This is a genomic window from Aromatoleum aromaticum EbN1 (assembly GCF_000025965.1).
GTDB classification, from domain to species: Bacteria; Pseudomonadota; Gammaproteobacteria; order Burkholderiales; family Rhodocyclaceae; genus Aromatoleum; species Aromatoleum aromaticum.
The window spans coordinates 1,070,374-1,087,437 of the sequence record NC_006513.1; the positions used below are offsets into that span (position 1 = coordinate 1,070,374).

Here is a 17,064-nt window from a genome sequence, read left to right on the forward strand (position 1 = left end):
GGTGAAGCGGCTCCCCTCCGGAATCCTCGTCGCGGCGGCCCTGACGCTGTTCGCCCCGTTCGCCGCGGCGCAGATCCTCATCGTCACCAGCGCGCGCGGCGCAATCACCGAATTGTCGCGACAGCAAGCCGAGCAGTTGTACCTGGGGCGCACCCGCAGCCTGCCCGACGGGACACCGGTCGCGCTTGCCGACCTGCCGGCGGGCAGCGTGCGGGACCACTTCTACGAGCAGCTCACCGGCAAGAACCCGAGCCAGATCCGCGCCTACTGGTCGCGCATGGTCTTCACGGGCCGTGCGCTGCCGCCCCAGCAAGTCGAAAACGCCCGCGAACTCGGCGCGCTCCTCATGACCCACCCGAACCTGATCGGTTACCTCCCCGCTGCCAACCCGGATCCGCGCATGAGAGTGCTGCTCGAGCTTCCCTGAGCGCCACTCTTCCTGCACGTCGGCTCGAATCACGGTCACAGGACGGCGCCGCGATTTCCCCGTAACGTGCGCAAGATGCTTGACCAATCCGGCAGGCAATGTTGTAATGCGAATCGTTCCTATTCGTTGTACTGAAGCATGCCAAACGATCCCTTCCTCCCGCCGCGAGCCACGCATCGTCCTCCGGCTGAGAGCGCGTCGCGGGGAAGCGCGATGGAACAGCACTCGCAGCCGATCCCGAGCACGGAGCTGCTGCTCGGGCGCACGAGTGTGACGATCGACCACGACGGAATGCATTACGTCCTGCGTGCCACGCGCGCGGGGAAACTTATCCTGACAAAGTGATCCCGCGGCAAGCGGGCGAACAAATGGAATAACGAGGCTAGACTATGTACGTCTGCGTCTGCAACGCGGTAACGGATCGCCATATCGAACAGGCAGTCAGCGAAGGGGCATCGACCTTGCGCGAGCTGCGCACGAAACTCGGCGTGGCGAGCGAGTGCGGTCGCTGCGCGACATGCGCTCGTGATTGCCTGCGTTCCGCGCTGGCAGAACAGATCGCGACTCCGGCCCCCGCCGGCGTCGCGTCCTCGTTCTCGTTTGCCGCGGAGGCCTTATGAAAGGCGACGTCAAAGTCATCCAGTTCCTCAACAAGCAGCTGACCAGCGAGCTGACCGCCGTCAACCAGTACTTCCTGCATGCGCGCATGTACAAGAACTGGGGCCTGGGGCGGCTCGGTCATCACGAGTACGAAGAATCGATCGAGGAAATGAAGCACGCCGACAAGCTCATCGAACGCGTGCTGTTTCTCGAAGGGCTGCCGAACCTGCAGAACCTGAACAAGCTCCTGGTCGGCGAAAACGTCCCCGAGTGTCTGGATGGAGACCTGAAGCTCGAATTGGCGGCGCGGACCGACCTCATCGAGATGATCGCGTACTGTGAAACCTCCCAGGACTACGTTTCGCGCGAACTGTTCGAGGAACTCCTCGAAGATACCGAAGAGCACATCGACTATCTCGAAACGCAGCTGGAGCTCATCGGCAAGGTGGGCCTGCAGAATTACCTGCAGTCCCAGATGGAAAGCTCCAGCTAGACGTCATCGCCGGGTCGGATGCGCCGTACCGCGCCTCCTGCACCCGGCTGCCATTTCCCAACCAGTCATTTCCCAACCAGTCATTTCCCAGCCAGCCATTTCCCAACCCTTCCTGCCCGTTGTCGCGCAGAATCCGCCAGGCACCGGGCCCCGATACGAACAGACGAACATGAACCGACCGATTCCCGCGCTCCGCGGCACGATTCCTGTGCCCGCAGCCTTTGCCGCGCATCGCGTCGCGCTCTACCTCGTGGTCGCCGCAGTGGCAATCGACCGGCTCCTCGGATGAGCCTCGAGCTGCCTGCAGGCGCCAGCCGATATCCCTGCAGGGCGCGCGGAACAGACCCGATGAACCTCCCGCATAGCCTTTCTTCAGATTCGTTCCTCGACCGCCAGGATGCCGCGCCGCGGCGCGCCGCCTCCACTGCGCCACGTCCGGCAACGTCCCGCCCGAGCATCGCACGCGAGTCGCGCCTGCCCGCCGGAGCCCGCAACCGGCGCGAGCGTCGCCTGATGCTCGTGCTCGTCGCGCTCGCGCACGCCGCCGCAGCGATCGGATTCGCGCGATTTCAACCGGCTCCCGCCGAAGCGCCGCCGCCGATCGCCGTCTCGCTGATCGAGCCTCCCGTCGCAGTGCCGACACCCGAACCGCCGGCTCCCGCGCCACCGGCTCCCGTGCCGCCGCCGAAACTGGAAGTCAGCAAGCCGGAGCCCCCGAAACCGGCGCCACGCCGCGTCCGGCCGGCACCCACAAAAGTCGCGCCACCGGTTCCGGTCACGCAGGCGCCTACCGCCGTCAGCAACGAGGAACCGCCGCCCGCGCCAATTGCACCCGTCGCCGAGACCCCCGCGCCGCCCGTCGAGGCGCCCGCCACGCCGCCAACCCCTGCCCGCCCGGCCGAATCCCGCCCGGCCGAAACCGTCGCCGCACGCTTCGACGCCGCCTACCTGAACAACCCGGTACCCGCGTACCCACCGCTGTCGCGCAGGATGCGCGAGGACGGCAAAGTCCTGTTGCGCGTCTTCGTGACAGGCGAAGGCCTGCCGGGCAAGATCGAGCTTTCCGCCAGCTCGGGCTCGGCGCGCCTCGACACCGCCGCACGCAACGCCGTATCCCGCTGGCGCTTCGTGCCTGCGAAGCAGGACGGACGCAATGTCGACGCCTGGGTCGTCGTGCCGATCATTTTCAAACTCGAAGGACTGTGAACATGCCTAGCGACACTTTCGGCCTTGCGCACCTGTGGGGCCAATCCGATCTCATCATCAAGCTCGTCGCCTTCACGCTCGTCGTGATGTCGGTGGCAAGCTGGTATCTGATCCTGGTCCGCACCGTGCGCCAGTTCCGCGCCCGCCGCTTCGACAGCGCTGTCGAAGCGTTCTGGAACGCCCCGCATCTCGACGAAGGCCTTGCGCGACTGTCCGGCGCAGCGCCCGATTCGCCGTTCGAAGCGCTCGCGCGCCAGGGCGCGGCTGCCGCGGAACATCTGCGCCGCCACACGCACGGCGAGACGCTGGGCGGCAAGCTCGACGCCGACGAGTTCGTCACCCGGGCGATGCGCAAGTCGATCGCGCTGTCGACCGCGCAGCTCGAGTCGGGCCTCACGGTGCTCGCGTCGATCGGCTCGACTGCGCCTTTCGTCGGCTTGTTCGGCACCGTGTGGGGCATCTACCACGCGCTGATCGGCATCAGCACGTCGGGGATGGCGACGCTCGACAAGGTCGCCGGCCCGGTCGGCGAGGCGCTGATCATGACCGCGTTCGGCCTGTTCGTCGCGATTCCGGCGGTTCTCGCGTTCAACACGTTCACCCGCGCGAATCGACTCGAACTTTCCCTGCTCGACGCGTTCGCGCACGACCTGCACGCCTGGTTCACGACGGGCACGCGCCTCGCGAGCGCCCCGACTGGCGACATCGCCGCAGGCGCCAGCGTGAATGCCCGCAGCGCGACGCCGGTCAAGCTGCACGTGCCGACGCCGGGAGCTGCGTGATGGCTTTCGGCGGATTCAGCCAGGAAGGACGCGGCGCGCCGATGAGCGAGATCAACATGGTGCCGCTGATCGACGTCATGCTGGTGCTGCTGATCGTGTTCATGATCACCGCCCCGCTGTTGACCCATGCGGTCAAGATCGATCTGCCGAATGCGGCCAGCACGGCGGCGAACGAGAAGCCGGAAACAGTGACGCTGGCGATCGACGAAGCCGGCACGCTGTACTGGAACGACCGCCTGATCAGCGACGCCGAGCTGCAGGCCCGTTTCGCCGAAGCTGCAGCGAACCCGGTGCAGCCGGAGCTGCACCTGCGCGCGGACCGCGAGACGCGCTACCAGAAGCTCGCCGAAGTGATGTCGGCGGCACGTCTCGCCGGCATCCAGAAAATGGGCTTCGTCACCGTTCCCGAGAACTGAACGGCAGGCGCGGCGACGTCCCTCTCCACGTCCCCGCCTGCCCGCACCCTCCCGGCCGCCGTCCGCGCGGCCGCACGCGCCCACCTCCCGCCGGGCGACATGCCATAATCACCGCCCCCGCTCCGGCGCGGGAACCCCTGCCTGCAATACGATACAAACCGCCGGCATGCCTTCCCGTATTCTTCGGGCTGCAACCCTTATCGAATGCGCGACACGCGCACGCAACTCCAGTCCGGTCACCGACATGAATCCCTCCGCACCTTCCCCGAAGCGACGCTGGCGTCGCGCTGCGATCGCGTTGCTCAGTCTCGCACTGCTCGGCGCAGGAGCTTATTTCGCCTGGTCGAAATATCTTGCGAAGCCCGACGAAGCCTCCGCTTACCAGTTCACCAGCGTCTCGCGCGGCGACATCGAGGATGTCGTCACTGCGACCGGCATGCTGCAGCCGCGCGACTATGTCGATGTAGGTGCGCAGGTGTCCGGGCAGTTGAAGAAGATCCACATCGAAGTCGGTTCGGAAGTGAAAGCCGGCGAGCTGCTCGCCGAAATCGACCCGATCGTGCTGCAGAGCCGCGTCGATGCGACGCGCGCGCAGCTGCGCAACCTGCGGGCGCAGCTGATGCAGCGCGAATCCGACCGGCGACTCGCCGACCTGCAGTTGCGGCGCCAGCGCAACCTGATGGCGGAAGACGCGACCACCGCGGACGCGCTGCAGACGGCCGAAGCGACGCAGCTCGGCGCACAGGCGCAGGTCGAAGCGCTCAAGGCGCAGATCGACCAGACCGAATCGAACCTGCGTGCCGACGAGGCGAACCTCAACTACGCACGCATTTATGCGCCGATCACCGGCACCGTCGTGTCGATCACCGCGCGCCAGGGCCAGACGCTGATCGCGAGCCAGCAGGCGCCGGTGATCCTGCGCGTCGCCGACCTGTCGACGATGACCGTGCAGACGCAGGTTTCCGAGGCGGATGTGAGCCGCCTCACGCTCGGCATGGATGCCTACTTCACGACGCTCGGCGGCGAAGGACGCCGCTGGCAGGGGACGCTGCGCAAGATCGAGCCGACGCCGGTAGTGCAGAACAACGTCGTGCTCTACAACGCGCTGTTCGACGTCTCGAATCCCGAGCAGGCGCTGATGACGCAGATGACGGCGCAAGTGTTTTTCGTCGTCGCCGCCGCGCATGATGCGCTGCTGGTGCCGATGTCGGCCTTCGCCGCAACACCGCGCGCCACGCGCACGGCTGCCGGTGGCAGCGCAACGGGCGGCGGCGAAGTCCGCCCGGCGCGCCCGCGCCCCCCGACCAGTGGCACCGCCGGACCGCGCCATCGTACCGTCCGCGTCGCGGCGGCCGACGGCACGCTGCAGGAGCGGCGCGTCGAAGTCGGAGTCAGCAATCGCGTCCAGGCCCAGGTACTGTCCGGCCTCGAGGAAGGCGAGCGCGTCGTCTCCGGCGCTGCGCTGCGCAGCGACGCGCCCGCCGCCGCACGACGCACGCCAAGGCTATGAAGACCGAGCCGTTCATTGGCGCGCTGGGCGCCGAGCTGAAAGCCGGCCCGTCCGCGAGCGTGCCGCTGATCGAACTGTCCGGTGTGACGAAGACGTTCCGCAACGGCGAGCTCGCCGTCGAGGTGCTGCACGGCATCGACCTGACGATCCTGCCGGGCGAATTCGTCGCCATCGTGGGCAGTTCGGGGTCGGGAAAATCGACGTTGATGAACATCCTCGGCTGCCTCGACCGCCCGACGAGCGGCAGCTACCGCTTCATGGGCCGCAACGTCGCGGCGTTCGACCGCGACGAGCTCGCGCTGCTGCGGCGCGAGACGTTCGGCTTCGTGTTCCAGAGCTACCACCTGATCGGCGGCGCGAGCGCGCGCGAAAACGTCGAAGTGCCGGCAGTCTATTCGGGCATGCCGCCGGCCGAACGCCACGCGCGCGCCACCGGACTGCTCGCGTCGCTCGGGCTGGGCGAGCGCATCGAGCACCGGCCGAACCAGCTCTCCGGCGGCCAGCAGCAGCGCGTGTCGATCGCGCGCGCGCTGATGAACGGCGGCCGCGTGATCCTCGCCGACGAACCGACCGGCGCACTCGACACCAAAAGCGGCGCCGAAGTCATGCAGCTGCTCAACAAGCTGTCCGCCGACGGCCACACGATCATCCTGATCACGCACGAGCGCGAGGTCGCCGAGCAGGCGCAGCGCATCATCGAGATCCGCGACGGCCGTATCGTCGCCGACCCCGGCCCGCGTCCGCGCTCCGGCCTCGAGCCCGACTTCGCTCCGCACGTCGATCGCACCTCGCCGCTGTCGGACATTGTCGAAGCCGCGCGCACGGCGTTGCGGGCGCTGCGCGCGAACATCTTTCGCGCCGCGCTGACGCTGCTCGGCATCGTCATCGGGGTCGCCGCAGTCATCGCGATGCTCGCGATCGGCGACGGGGCGAAGCAGGACGTCGTCGACCGCATCAGCTCGATGGGGACCAACCTGCTGACGGTGCGCCCCGGTGCGCCGAACCAGCGCGGCCGCGACACCACGGCGACGCTCGTGCTCGACGACGTGCGCGCGATCCGCGACCTGCCAAACGTCCTCGCCGCAGTTCCCGAACAAAGCTCGACGGTGACGATCCGCTCCGGCAACGCCGACCACCGCACTTCGGCGAACGCGACCGGCGCCGACTTCACGCTCGCGCGCGCCTGGCCGATCGCCCGCGGCACGTTCTTCGGTGCTGCCGACGAACGCAGCTACGCGACGGTTGCAGTGCTCGGCCAGACGGTCGCAAAAGCGCTGTTCGGCGACGCCGACCCGGTCGGCGAGTTCGTGCTCGTCAACAGCATCATGTTCCAGGTGCTCGGCGTCATGGGGCCGCAGGGCGCGACACCGTGGGGCACCGACCAGGACGACGTGATCTTCGTGCCATACTCGACCGGCAGCCTGCGCCTGTTCGGTCAGCGCCACCTGCGCAACGCCACCATCGCGGTCGAGGACGTCGCCGCCATCGACGACACACAGGCGGCAGTGCACGAGCTGCTGCAGGCACGCCACGGCGGCATCGAGGACTTCCAGATCCGCAACATGGCGTCGGTCATCGAGAGCGTGTCCGAAACACAGAACACGCTGACGGTGCTGCTCGGCACTGTCGCCGCGATTTCGCTGCTGGTCGGTGGCATCGGCGTCATGAACATCATGCTGGTGTCGGTCACCGAGCGCACCCGCGAGATCGGCATCCGCATGGCGACCGGCGCACGGATGAAGAACATCCTGCAGCAGTTCCTCATCGAGGCGCTCGTCGTCTCGGCGCTCGGCGGCGTCATCGGCGTCGTCGTCGGCCTCGGCGCCGCCGCGATCATCGAAGCTTTCGACACGCCGATCGTCTACTCGGCTCCGCCGGTGCTGCTCGCGTTCGGCTGCGCGTTCGCGACCGGCCTCGTCTTCGGCTACCTGCCGGCACGCAAGGCGGCCCGCCTCGATCCGGTCGTCGCGCTCGCCTCGGAATGACATTCTCGATGCCCTCATCCTCTTTTCCCGCGCCGCCCGGTGGCTCGTCCCGAGCCGGCCGGCGTGGACGGCGCGCTTTGCTCCTCGCCGTCGTTGCGCTGCTCGCCGCCGGCTGCGCGATCACCGAGCCGGCGACGCGGCCCGGGCTGACGATGCCGCCGGGCTGGTCCGAGCCGGTGCCCGCCGCTGCGATGCAACCGGGCGCCGGCTGGTGGCGCAGTTTTTCGTCGCGCCCGCTGCAGGGCCTGATCGATGAAGCGCTCGCCGGCAGTCCCGATTTCCGCATCGCAGCGGAACGCGTGCGCCAGGCCGAAATCCAGTTGCGCACCGCCGGCGCGTCGCTGCTACCGTTCGCCACCGTCGGCGGCGACACCGACTGGCGCCGCACCGACCCCGCGAGGGGACGTGCGATCGACAGCGAATCGTCGGGCGTGAGCCTCGCGATCAGCTACGAAGTCGACCTGTGGGGCAGGCTGGCCGCAGGCGTCGCCGGCGCCGACGCGAGCCTCGCGGCCACCCGCCACGACTTCGAGGCGGTGCGGCTGACACTCGTCGCCGGCGTCGCGAGCACGTATTTCCAGCTGCTCACGACTCGCACCCGCATCGACATCGCCCGCGACAACATCGCGATCGCCGAGCGCGTGTTCGACATCGTCGAAGCCCGCTATCGCAACGGCGCGGCCTCTGCGCTCGACGTCAGCCGCCAGCACGGCACCGTGCTCGCGCAGCGCGCCGCGCTGCTGCCGCTCGAAAACCAGGAGCGCCAGACGCTCTCCGCGCTCGCCGTGCTGCTCGGCCGCGTGCCGCAGGGCTTCGGCGTCGACGGCGAAACGCTCGCCACGCTCGCGATTCCCGAAGTCGCCCCAGGCCTGCCTGCCGACTTGCTGGTGCGCCGCCCGGACCTCGCCAGTGCCGAAGCGCAGCTCGCCGGGGCAGACGCCGATGTCGCCGCCGCGCGCGCCGCGCTCTTGCCGTCAGTACAGCTTTCCGGCTCAGCCGGCCTCGCGAGCACGGCACTGCTGTCGCTCGCGAACCCGTCGAACAGCGTCGCGCTCACCGCCAGCCTCACGCAGACGCTGTTCGACGGCGGGCGCCTGCGCAACGACGTCGAGGCAGCGCGCTCGCGCCGGCGCGAATTCGTCGAGAATTACCGCGCCGCAATCTTCACCGCGCTGAAGGAGGTCGAAGACGCCCTCGGCAACGCCGACCGCAACCGCCGCCAGGAAGGCACGCAGCAGCTGATCCGCGACCAGGCGGCGCGCGCGCTGCGGCTCGCCGAGCTGCGCTACCGCGAAGGCGCCGACGATCTCCTCGCGGTGCTCGACGCACAGCGCACGCTGTTCCAGGCGCAGGACCTGCTCGCCCAGCTGCGCTTCGCGCGCCTGTCCGCCGCGCTCGACCTCTTCAAGGCGCTCGGCGGCGGGTGGGAACATCCCCGCCCGACAGCTTCCGCAACGACCAGAACATCCGCCATGTATCCCGGCGATGACGCCGGGGACTGACCGGCTGCGTCCGCCCCTTCACGGGCAAGCCCCACCCAAGGTCTGCCCCGCTGGCAGTCAAACCTCACGCCGCGACGCATTCCTAGCCTGATCGGCGGGGCTGAGGTGCGCCCCCGGCGGCACTGCTCCCGCCGTCCATCCTGGACCCTGCCACCGTCGTCCCTCGCGGGCGGATATTCGTATGGTGCGACTACATCAGAAGTTCGGAGTCGACGTGACTTACATACTCGCGAGTGAATCCCATCGCTCCATGGCGCAGGCCAAGGCACCGCCGTCTTATGCTGGTGGGCGCGTGGCACGGAAGCCGATCGGGCGTGGCCACAGGTCATGGGATGGGTGTACGACACGCTCCGCGAGAAGAAACGTCCCATAATCTCCGGGAGATGGTGACTGCCGTGCTGGTCGTGCTGCGCTTGGAAGAGGGAGAACCTACCCGTGAAAAGACCCGCTGCAAGACCGATGCCATTCTGTGACAGGCATCACGGCTCGCCCCGATCCCGTTCCCGCCGCTTATGGCAAGCGGATATGATTGCTGCCTAGCGGGCAACCATGGAGGGCGAAGAGGTGGAAAACCAATGGGCGCGGGAGCGCGTGCGGAAACTCTTTACGGGTGCGCCGCACGAGCCCGAGCTAACGACGACGTACAAAGTAGGCGGAGTACCCCTCAGTGTGACCGGCGCACACGTTGCGCTGATGGTAGTGCCCCAGGCGGTGCGGCGCAGTGACGAGGACTCGGTCGATGAGTCATGAGTCGAGCGACGTTTACAAACAGGCGCGCGAGAGGGTGCGCGAGCTCATAAAGAACGCACCCGCTATCGATGTGTTAGCTCTCGCGGACTTGCGCGCCGCAATCGAGACGGTCGGGGACGAACTTCACAGTAAGCAAGAGCTGGTTTCGGGAAAGGAATTGGCGACCCGCGTCGAGTTTGTATTGCGCTGCTTTCAACAGGGTCGCGAGTTGGACCGCACATCGAAGCGCGTGCCCGACTCTGCAGCGAGGGACGAGGCGTGAAGCGGATCGGCCTGTTAGCCGTTCTCGCCGCGAGTATCCTGCCCGTTCAGGCGCAGGTCTACAAATGCCCGGAAGGTGGAAGGGTGGTGTTTTCCGACCGGCCCTGCCACGCCGATGCTGCTCCCCTCGACGTCAAACCAGCGTCAGGTGATTACAACTACCTCGACGACATGCAAGCACAAAACCGCACGCTCAACAAGAAGATCGAGCTGATGAAGATCGAGGGCGAGCGAGAGGAAAACCGGCGCGCGGGAATGATCGAAAGCGAGCGGCGCAAGAAGGCCGAATCGGACCGCTGCAAACAGATCCGCGAGGACAAGGCCGATGCCGAGCATTTGGCGAAAACGTTCATCTATGAGGAGAACATCCTGCGCGAGGAGGAGAAGGCCAGAAAGCTCGCCGAGCGGGAGTTCTTCGATTGCCAGTAGACGATCGGCTCTAAACCTCCCGAGGAATTCCGATGGCCACTTGCCCGAAATGCGATTACACCCGGCAGCCGAGCGACACGGTTCCCGACTACGAATGCCCGAAGTGCGGCGTGATCTACGCGAAGGCAATAGCGGCAATGACGCAAGACGCCTTGCGCCAACAGGAGGCTGAGCAAGCCGCGCAGGCACGCAGCGAGAGGGCCGCAAAACTCAAGGCACGACTCACACGACCGAAGACGGTCGGCATCGTGGCCGGGACGGTCTTGGTCGTTCTCGCGGGAATTGTCGGCGCGCGTCAGTACACGATCCATTCGGCACAAGAAGCGGTTGAGGCAAGGCTGTTCGATCCCGACAGCGTGAAGTTCCGCAACGTCACGTTAAGCGGCGACAGGGTGTGCGGCGAAGTGAATGCCAGGAACCGCATGGGCGGCTACGTCGGTTTTTCCACGTTTGCAGCCGACAAGATTCAAGGCGGATGGCGGGTGATTGTCGATTCGGAAGATGCGAGCAACGCTTGGCTTCTCTGCTGGGAAGAGCAATGAACGTCACATCTTCACTGTAGGCACGCGCGGCGTGTCCGGCTCCGCAGCCTTCTTGATGATGATCACCTCGCCGAACCCGAAGTAATAAACGAAGTTGCCGACCCCGAACATGCCGCACAGGGTCAGCACGATCGGCAGCCAGCCGACCAGCGCGGCAATCGCGTTCAGTGCGTCTCTCATAGCCTCCCCCGCGCGCGCGACCGCCAATAATTGAAGCGCTTCATTTATTGAGCGCGCCCCCGTGCCGCCATCCTTGCGGCATGGACACCCCCGACGAAGCCCGCCGCTGCGGCACCTGCGCGCGCTTCGGTCGCCGGGCCGACGATCGCCTGGCGGCGGTGTCCGCGTTCGGCAACTGCACGTTGATGCCGGCCTGGCAGTACCGCTCGCCGCATGCGCAGTGCCATTTCGATCCGCTGAAATGGGAGCATCACCGTGATAAAACCCCGCTTTGCCCTATGGCCGCGCCTGACTGACTGGGCGCTGGTGTTGCTCGTGCTGGTCGTGCTGGTCGTGCTGGTCGTGCTGGTGGCGCTGATCGCGCCGCACCAGCTGCCGGTGAGCCTGTACAAACTGAGCCTGGTCGCGCTGGCCGGCGTGGCCGGCTATTGGCTCGACCGCAGCATGTTTCCGTATGCGCGGCCGGACGGGTATCTGTGCGTGGACTGGCGCCGCGGCACGCTGGAGCCGCAATACGCAGCAGCGCGAGACCGCCTCCCAGACCCTGGCTGCGGTCGCCGAGCACGCGAGCCGCTGCCTACTGGATGTGCAGACCCGCGGCGATGAACTAACCACGCAACTGCACGCCGCGAACCGCGCGGCGGCACTCACCCAGGAGAAGCTCGGTGACGCGGCGTGCTCGAGATCGTCAGCAGCTACTTGGCCGGCTAGGGGGACGAGGCGAATGAAGACGTACTATTACGGCGAGCCGTCGCGTACCTTGCTCCGGGCGTTGCTACCAATCCGCAAAGGCCCCGTGGCTTCGCTGGCCGCTCGCGGCGGTGCTGGTGGCCTGCTGGATCCTGCTGCTGCCCGTCGCCTGGGTTCTCGGGCCGGCGAAGTGGGCCACGCCATCGCTGGCTGGTGCGGGCTGAACTCGCGAGACTGGTGACGCGGCGCGCGGTCACTTTTCACTGAGAAAGAATGGCCCGAAGGAATCGCCGCGCCTCTTTCGAATCCGGGCCGCGCGGTGTTTTCTGTCACGAAAGAGATTTTCCAATCCCCGCCCGATAAATCCCGCCTCGTCCCGCTAGATCCCGGATTTATCTCACCGCCGAGCCTGTGAATATCTCACTCGTTCTTATTTTTACGCGATGGCGAATCTCAAATTGGCTATTGCGAACCACTCTCATTCTCCTTATCATTCTCACGCATACCTCTCATGGGTGCCGCAGCCTGCCCATTCCAATTTTCGAAAGGATTCCCGATGCACCGTTTCCCGCTTCGCTCCCTCGCCGTCGCCGCGCTGGCCAGCCTGTCGTTCGCCGCCCACGCCCTGGAATATCCCATCGGCACGCCGCAACACCGCGACGGCATGGAAATCGCAGCCGTCTATCTCCAGCCCGTCGAGATGGAACCGGAAGGCATGATGAAGAAGGCCTCGGAGTCGGACATCCACATCGAGGCCGACATCCGCGCGCTGGCGAACAACCCGAACGGCTTCGAGGAAGGCAGCTGGATTCCGTACCTGACGGTCAAGTTCGAGATCGCGAAGGTCGGCAGCGACTGGAAGCAGTCGGGCGAATTCATGCCGATGGTGGCGAGCGACGGCCCGCATTACGGCGACAACATCAAGCTCGCCGGACCGGGCAAGTACCAGGTCAAATACACCATCCTGCCGCCGGGCGCCCACCACGGCAGCCACTTCGGCCGCCACACCGACCGCGCCACCGGAGTGCGGCCGTGGTTCAAGGAGTTCGAGGTCGAGAACGAGTTCACGTACGTCGGCGTCGGCAAGAAGGGCGGCTACTGAAATGGCGCTGACCCGATTCGCCAGGACCGCCATCGCGCTCGCGGTGCTGGGCGCAACCGGCGCGGGCCACGCCGCGTCCGGGCAGGACAAGGTCCTTGCCGAACTCCGGCGGCTCGCTGAACGGATCGAGAAACTCGAGCAGCGCAACAGCGAACTCGAAGCACGGCTCGCGGCGACAGCCACGCCCGCTCCGGCACTTGCGCAGCGCGTCGAAGCGCTGGAACAGGCGAACCAGGATCTCGCCACGAGCCTCGAGAGCGACCGCATCAGCGAGCGCGAACCAGAACTTGCGATCCGGCTCAAGGCGATTGAGGAACGGACCAATGCGATGGGCGCGCCGTCGCGCCTGGCGGAAGCCCTCGATGGCATCGCGGTCGAAGGCAGCGTCGCCACCGTCGCGCAGCGGATCGACGGCGACGCGCGCGAAGACGGCAGGCACGAATCGCAGCTGTCATGGCGCGGCGACCTCGGCATCACGCTGCCGGCCGGCGACATCGGCCAGGGCCAGGGCGAGTTCTACACGCAGTTGCGGATGGGCCAGGGCGACAGCTTCACTGGACTGAAACCCACTTTCACCGCCGCGTTCAACAGCCTCGCGTTCCAGACCGGTGGCGGCTCGGAGGAAACCTACGCGATCGTCGCACAGGCCTGGTACCAGCTGACGACGCCGCTCGGCGAAGCCGTGGAGTCGCCGCACAGCCTGCAGCTCACCGTCGGCAAGATGGACCCGTTCGTGTTCTTCGACCAGAACGCGATCGCCGACAACGAAGCCGAAAAGTTCCTCAACAACGTTTTCGTGCATAACCCGATGCTCGACTCGGGCGGCGAGGTCGGCGCCGACAGCTACGGTTTCACGCCCGGCCTGCGGCTCGCGTACCGCAACGAAAGCGGCGCGCCCGACTGGTGGCAGGCGTCGATCGCGGCGTTCGGCGCCGGCGAAGGCGCGCGCTTCGGCCGCAGCTTCGACAAGCCGTTCGTCATCGGCCAGCTGGAGTACGGCCGCAAGAGCCACGGCTTCGACGGCACGTACCGCCTGTATGCGTGGCGCAACGGCCAGTACGAAGGTTTCGATGCGACGACCCGCAGCGCCAGCGGCTGGGGCGCGAGCGTCGACCAGCGCGTGCATGAGGACGTGACGCTGTTCGCGCGCTACGGTCAGTCGAGCAGCGGCAAGGCCGCGTTCGACCGCGCCGTGACGATCGGCACCGAGATCGCCGGCAACGCCTGGGGACGCGGCGCCGACAGCGTCGGGCTCGCGTGGGGCTGGCTGCGCGCGAGCGACGAATTCCGCGACGCCGCCCCGCTGCTCGACGATTTCGGTTTCGCCGCGCGCGGCGCCGAGCAGGTTGCCGAGCTGTATTACCGCTGGCACCTGAACGACCAGCTGTCGCTGACGCCGGACCTGCAATACGTGCGTCGCGCCGCCGCCGACCCGGACGCGAAAGCGATCACCGTCGTCGGCCTGCGCGGGCTGTATGCGTTCTAGACCTGCACGCCCCTCCTGCCCCGCCCGGCTCCCCGCCGCGCGGGGTTTTCGTCATTTTCAGCACAGGAACTCCCGATCGTGATTGTTCCGCGCCTGCTCGCCCGTGTACTGGGCATCCTGGCCCTGACGGCGTCGAGCGCCGTGCAAGCCGAATTGCCGACGTTCGAAGTCGTGGCCGAAAACGGCTGCTTCACGCCCGACACGATAATGGTGCCGGCCAACACCCGCTTTCGCCTGCAGCTCACGAACCGCAACGCCGGCCCCGAAGAGTTCGAGACGACGAGCCCGTTCAAGGAACTCGTCGTCGCGCCGGGCGTGACGCGCAGCACCATCTTTCCGCCGCTGAAGCCCGGCACGTACCCGTTCTTCGGCGAGTTCCACCCCGACACGGCAAGAGGCCGGTTCGTCGCCCAGTAACCGCACGCTCGGGAAACATCATGGGTAATTCACTTTTCATCGTGTGGCGCGAGAGCGTCGAAGCGATCCTGGTGATCAGCATCCTCTACGCGTGGATTCGCACGCGCGGCGACGGCCGCATCGGCGTCCATCACCTGTGGGCAGGCGTAGCGGGCGGGCTGCTGCTCGCCGGCGTGCTCGCGCTGGCGATGCTCGGGCTGCAGAGCCAGCTCGCCGGCGACGCGCTGGAGGCCTTCCAGGCCGCCATCGTCATCGTCGCCGCCGGCCTGATCACGCACATGGTGTTGTGGATGCGCGCGCACGGCCGGCACCTGAAGCGCGAGCTCGAAGCGGGACTGACGAAAGCCGCCGACGCCGCGGGCGGGGTGTCGGTTGCGCTGCTCGCGGCGATCGCGGTCGGCCGCGAAGGGGCCGAGACCGTGCTGTTCCTGTACGGCCTCGGCGTCGAGCAGTCCGGCGAGGCGCTGAACCGCATGCTCGCCGGCGCCGGCCTCGGCTTCGTGCTGGCACTGGCGACGGCGTGGCTGATCCAGCGCGGCTCGCACTGGCTGCCGAGCCGGGTGTTCTTCCGCGCGACCGAGATCGTGCTGTGCCTGCTTGCCGCTGCGCTGCTTGTCTCGGGTGTCGAACGGCTGATCAACATGGAATGGCTGCCGCCGCTGCTCGAGCCGGTGTGGGACAGCTCCGCGCTGCTTGCCGACGGCAGCACCGCCGGCGGCATCGCCGCGGCATTCGCCGGCTACCGCGCGCAACCGTCGCTGACCGTGCTGATCGCGTGGTTCGGCTACTGGGCGCTGTTCGCATGGTTCGGCCGCCCGCCGCGGAGAACCTGACCATGACGAGCTGCAGTCTGCCCGCAATGCGCCCGCCGCGGCTCGCCCGCCTCGGCAACCTGATGCGCCGTCACCGCAGCTGGATCGTCGGGGTCCAGTGGGCAGTGCTCGTCGCCTACGTTTTCCTCATCGTCACGCCGGCTTTCCTGCCGTTGCCAGAGTCCGGCGCGCACCTGTGGGACAACCTCACGCTGTTCGCGCAGTTCGTGTTCTGGGGCATCTGGTGGCCATTCGTGCTGGTGTCGATGATGCTGATGGGGCGGGTGTGGTGCGGCGTGCTGTGCCCTGAAGGCTTCGTCGCCGAACAGGTATCGCGCGTCGGCCTCGGCCGTCCGGTGCCACGCTGGATCAAGTGGGGCGGCTGGCCGTTCGTCGCGTTCCTCGCGACGACGGTGTATGGGCAGCTTGTCAGCGTGTATGAATACCCCAAAGCCGTGCTGCTCGTGCTTGGCGGTTCGACGGTCGCAGCGGCTGCGGTCGGCCTCGTATACGGCCGCGGCAAGCGCGTGTGGTGCCGGCACCTGTGCCCGGTGAGCGGTGTGTTCGGCCTGCTCGCGCGGCTCGCGCCGGTGCATTTCCGCACCGACCGCGAAGCGTGGCAGGCGCATCCGGCAAAGCGGGTGATCCCGGTCAATTGTGCGCCCCTGGTGGACATCCGCCGCATGGAAAGCGCCTCCGCATGCCACATGTGCGGGCGCTGCAGCGGCCATCGCGACGCGGTGCAGCTGGCCGCCCGCCTGCCCGGCGCCGAAGTCGCGAGCCTGCGCAGCGATGAAACCGATGTCTGGGAAGCACGCCTGCTGGTGTTCGGCGTCATCGGCACTGCGATCGGCGCGTTCCAGTGGTCGGCGTCGCCGTGGTTCGTGCAGGCCAAGCTTGCTGCCGCCGAATGGCTCGTCGAGCGCGACGCTTTCGCGCTGCTCGACAGCGACATTCCGTGGTGGCTGCTGACGCATTACCCCGAAGCAAACGACGTGTTCACGTGGCTCGACGGCCTGATGATTCTCGGCTACATCGGCACGACGGCGCTCGTCATCGGCGGCTGGATCACGCTATGGCTGCGTGCCGCCGGGTGGCTCGTCGGCGAAGCGGGGGCGCACCGGCGGCTCGCCTACGCGCTGATTCCGCTCGGCGGCGTCGGCGTGTTCCTCGGCCTGTCGGCGCTGACCGTCACGCTGCTGAGTGCCGAAGGCGTCGTGCTCGCGAGCCTGCCGCTGGTGCGCGGACTGCTGCTCGCCGTGGCTGCCGGAGCCAGCCTGGTGCTCGGCGCGCTGCAGGTGCAGCGTACGGTATCGTCCGGCATGCGCCGGGCCGCTGCGCTGCTCGCTTTTTGCACCGCCGCCGCAGGCGCGGTTGCGCCGTGGGTGACAATGTTCTTTATCTGGTGAAACGTGGTACGGGCGAGGACAGCAGTCCGCCGCCCCGACGCCTTCAGGCAGCCAGGTCCTGAATG

The 17,064-nt window shown here is 67.2% G+C and carries 21 protein-coding genes; 20 read left to right on the forward strand and 1 reads right to left on the reverse strand.

Annotated elements, in window-relative coordinates; translation table 11 throughout:
* Position 1 precedes the first annotated feature (1 nt).
* The 13 genes from EBN1_RS05100 (at position 2) to EBN1_RS05160 (ending at position 10,903) form a co-directional block, all read left to right on the forward strand.
* On the forward strand, positions 2 to 427 hold the full coding sequence (locus EBN1_RS05100) for a hypothetical protein (RefSeq protein WP_011236843.1): 426 nt from the start codon (positions 2 to 4) through the stop codon (positions 425 to 427).
* A gap of 213 nt (positions 428 to 640) precedes the next feature.
* Complete coding sequence (hemP, locus tag EBN1_RS05105) at positions 641 to 772, forward strand: hemin uptake protein HemP (RefSeq protein WP_241762810.1); 132 nt, start codon at positions 641 to 643, stop codon at positions 770 to 772.
* Positions 773 to 816: 44 nt separating this feature from the next.
* A complete protein-coding gene (locus tag EBN1_RS05110; RefSeq protein ID WP_011236845.1) occupies positions 817 to 1,047 on the forward strand; it encodes a bacterioferritin-associated ferredoxin in 231 nt (76 codons plus the stop codon).
* Entirely contained in the window at positions 1,044 to 1,520 is a 477-nt protein-coding gene (gene bfr / locus EBN1_RS05115) for a bacterioferritin (protein WP_011236846.1), read from the forward strand. Before EBN1_RS05110 ends, bfr begins: the two co-directional genes overlap by 4 nt.
* Before the next feature lie 348 nt (positions 1,521 to 1,868).
* Positions 1,869 to 2,726 (forward strand): energy transducer TonB, encoded by an 858-nt coding sequence (locus tag EBN1_RS05120; protein WP_241762811.1) that lies wholly within the window; start codon positions 1,869 to 1,871, stop codon positions 2,724 to 2,726.
* Between the two features lie 2 nt (positions 2,727 to 2,728).
* On the forward strand, positions 2,729 to 3,508 hold the full coding sequence (locus EBN1_RS05125) for a MotA/TolQ/ExbB proton channel family protein (RefSeq protein ID WP_011236848.1): 780 nt from the start codon (positions 2,729 to 2,731) through the stop codon (positions 3,506 to 3,508).
* Complete coding sequence (locus EBN1_RS05130; protein WP_011236849.1) at positions 3,508 to 3,924, forward strand: ExbD/TolR family protein; 417 nt, start codon at positions 3,508 to 3,510, stop codon at positions 3,922 to 3,924. Before EBN1_RS05125 ends, EBN1_RS05130 begins: the two co-directional genes overlap by 1 nt.
* A gap of 244 nt (positions 3,925 to 4,168) precedes the next feature.
* Positions 4,169 to 5,434 carry an efflux RND transporter periplasmic adaptor subunit gene (locus tag EBN1_RS05135; RefSeq protein ID WP_041645839.1) on the forward strand — a complete coding sequence of 422 codons (1,266 nt, stop codon included), beginning with the start codon at positions 4,169 to 4,171 and terminating at the stop codon, positions 5,432 to 5,434.
* On the forward strand, positions 5,431 to 7,419 hold the full coding sequence (locus tag EBN1_RS05140; protein ID WP_011236851.1) for a MacB family efflux pump subunit: 1,989 nt from the start codon (positions 5,431 to 5,433) through the stop codon (positions 7,417 to 7,419). Before EBN1_RS05135 ends, EBN1_RS05140 begins: the two co-directional genes overlap by 4 nt.
* The gene (locus EBN1_RS05145; RefSeq protein ID WP_011236852.1) at positions 7,416 to 8,921 is read left to right on the forward strand and encodes an efflux transporter outer membrane subunit; all 1,506 of its coding nucleotides are present in this window, start codon (positions 7,416 to 7,418) and stop codon (positions 8,919 to 8,921) included. Before EBN1_RS05140 ends, EBN1_RS05145 begins: the two co-directional genes overlap by 4 nt.
* Before the next feature lie 739 nt (positions 8,922 to 9,660).
* A complete protein-coding gene (locus tag EBN1_RS05150; protein ID WP_011236854.1) occupies positions 9,661 to 9,933 on the forward strand; it encodes a hypothetical protein in 273 nt (90 codons plus the stop codon).
* Positions 9,930 to 10,361 carry a DUF4124 domain-containing protein gene (locus tag EBN1_RS05155; RefSeq protein WP_011236855.1) on the forward strand — a complete coding sequence of 144 codons (432 nt, stop codon included), beginning with the start codon at positions 9,930 to 9,932 and terminating at the stop codon, positions 10,359 to 10,361. Before EBN1_RS05150 ends, EBN1_RS05155 begins: the two co-directional genes overlap by 4 nt.
* Positions 10,362 to 10,393: 32 nt before the next feature.
* Positions 10,394 to 10,903, forward strand: a complete 510-nt coding sequence (locus tag EBN1_RS05160) for a hypothetical protein (protein WP_011236856.1) — start codon at positions 10,394 to 10,396, stop codon at positions 10,901 to 10,903.
* A gap of 3 nt (positions 10,904 to 10,906) precedes the next feature.
* Here EBN1_RS05160 and EBN1_RS05165 read toward each other — a convergent pair whose 3' ends face one another.
* Positions 10,907 to 11,083: a hypothetical protein gene (locus EBN1_RS05165; RefSeq protein WP_011236857.1), complete on the reverse strand. Its 177-nt coding sequence runs from the start codon at positions 11,081 to 11,083 to the stop codon at positions 10,907 to 10,909.
* Positions 11,084 to 11,163: 80 nt separating this feature from the next.
* Here EBN1_RS05165 and EBN1_RS05170 point away from each other — a divergent pair, with 80 nt between their 5' ends.
* The 7 genes from EBN1_RS05170 to EBN1_RS05200 all read left to right on the forward strand — a co-directional run bounded on the left by EBN1_RS05170 (position 11,164) and on the right by EBN1_RS05200 (position 16,999).
* A complete protein-coding gene (locus tag EBN1_RS05170; protein WP_041645845.1) occupies positions 11,164 to 11,379 on the forward strand; it encodes a hypothetical protein in 216 nt (71 codons plus the stop codon).
* Entirely contained in the window at positions 11,339 to 11,689 is a 351-nt protein-coding gene (locus tag EBN1_RS05175) for a putative holin (protein WP_011236859.1), read from the forward strand. The genes EBN1_RS05170 and EBN1_RS05175 overlap by 41 nt, the downstream gene beginning before the upstream one ends.
* Positions 11,690 to 12,329: 640 nt before the next feature.
* Positions 12,330 to 12,875 carry an iron transporter gene (locus tag EBN1_RS05180; protein WP_011236861.1) on the forward strand — a complete coding sequence of 182 codons (546 nt, stop codon included), beginning with the start codon at positions 12,330 to 12,332 and terminating at the stop codon, positions 12,873 to 12,875.
* A 1-nt stretch (position 12,876) separates the two neighbouring features.
* Positions 12,877 to 14,361: a carbohydrate porin gene (locus tag EBN1_RS05185; protein WP_011236862.1), complete on the forward strand. Its 1,485-nt coding sequence runs from the start codon at positions 12,877 to 12,879 to the stop codon at positions 14,359 to 14,361.
* A 78-nt stretch (positions 14,362 to 14,439) separates the two neighbouring features.
* Positions 14,440 to 14,778: a cupredoxin domain-containing protein gene (locus EBN1_RS05190; RefSeq protein WP_011236863.1), complete on the forward strand. Its 339-nt coding sequence runs from the start codon at positions 14,440 to 14,442 to the stop codon at positions 14,776 to 14,778.
* Positions 14,779 to 14,798: 20 nt separating this feature from the next.
* On the forward strand, positions 14,799 to 15,611 hold the full coding sequence (locus EBN1_RS05195) for an FTR1 family iron permease (RefSeq protein ID WP_011236864.1): 813 nt from the start codon (positions 14,799 to 14,801) through the stop codon (positions 15,609 to 15,611).
* A 2-nt stretch (positions 15,612 to 15,613) separates the two neighbouring features.
* Entirely contained in the window at positions 15,614 to 16,999 is a 1,386-nt protein-coding gene (locus EBN1_RS05200) for a 4Fe-4S binding protein (RefSeq protein WP_011236865.1), read from the forward strand.
* Positions 17,000 to 17,064 lie beyond the last annotated feature (65 nt).

Bases quoted from the DNA above. Each gene is read 5' to 3' on its own strand.
- hemP (WP_241762810.1), top strand. From the start codon at position 641: ATGGAACAGCACTCGCAGCCGATCCCGAGCACGGAGCTGCTGCTCGGG.
- EBN1_RS05110 (WP_011236845.1), top strand. From the start codon at position 817: ATGTACGTCTGCGTCTGCAACGCGGTAACGGATCGCCATATCGAACAG.
- bfr (WP_011236846.1), top strand. From the start codon at position 1,044: ATGAAAGGCGACGTCAAAGTCATCCAGTTCCTCAACAAGCAGCTGACC.
- EBN1_RS05120 (WP_241762811.1), top strand. From the start codon at position 1,869: ATGAACCTCCCGCATAGCCTTTCTTCAGATTCGTTCCTCGACCGCCAG.
- EBN1_RS05125 (WP_011236848.1), top strand. From the start codon at position 2,729: ATGCCTAGCGACACTTTCGGCCTTGCGCACCTGTGGGGCCAATCCGAT.
- EBN1_RS05130 (WP_011236849.1), top strand. From the start codon at position 3,508: ATGGCTTTCGGCGGATTCAGCCAGGAAGGACGCGGCGCGCCGATGAGC.
- EBN1_RS05135 (WP_041645839.1), top strand. From the start codon at position 4,169: ATGAATCCCTCCGCACCTTCCCCGAAGCGACGCTGGCGTCGCGCTGCG.
- EBN1_RS05140 (WP_011236851.1), top strand. From the start codon at position 5,431: ATGAAGACCGAGCCGTTCATTGGCGCGCTGGGCGCCGAGCTGAAAGCC.
- EBN1_RS05145 (WP_011236852.1), top strand. From the start codon at position 7,416: ATGACATTCTCGATGCCCTCATCCTCTTTTCCCGCGCCGCCCGGTGGC.
- EBN1_RS05150 (WP_011236854.1), top strand. From the start codon at position 9,661: ATGAGTCATGAGTCGAGCGACGTTTACAAACAGGCGCGCGAGAGGGTG.
- EBN1_RS05160 (WP_011236856.1), top strand. From the start codon at position 10,394: ATGGCCACTTGCCCGAAATGCGATTACACCCGGCAGCCGAGCGACACG.
- EBN1_RS05165 (WP_011236857.1), bottom strand. From the start codon at position 11,083: ATGAGAGACGCACTGAACGCGATTGCCGCGCTGGTCGGCTGGCTGCCG.
- EBN1_RS05170 (WP_041645845.1), top strand. From the start codon at position 11,164: ATGGACACCCCCGACGAAGCCCGCCGCTGCGGCACCTGCGCGCGCTTC.
- EBN1_RS05180 (WP_011236861.1), top strand. From the start codon at position 12,330: ATGCACCGTTTCCCGCTTCGCTCCCTCGCCGTCGCCGCGCTGGCCAGC.
- EBN1_RS05185 (WP_011236862.1), top strand. From the start codon at position 12,877: ATGGCGCTGACCCGATTCGCCAGGACCGCCATCGCGCTCGCGGTGCTG.
- EBN1_RS05195 (WP_011236864.1), top strand. From the start codon at position 14,799: ATGGGTAATTCACTTTTCATCGTGTGGCGCGAGAGCGTCGAAGCGATC.
- EBN1_RS05200 (WP_011236865.1), top strand. From the start codon at position 15,614: ATGACGAGCTGCAGTCTGCCCGCAATGCGCCCGCCGCGGCTCGCCCGC.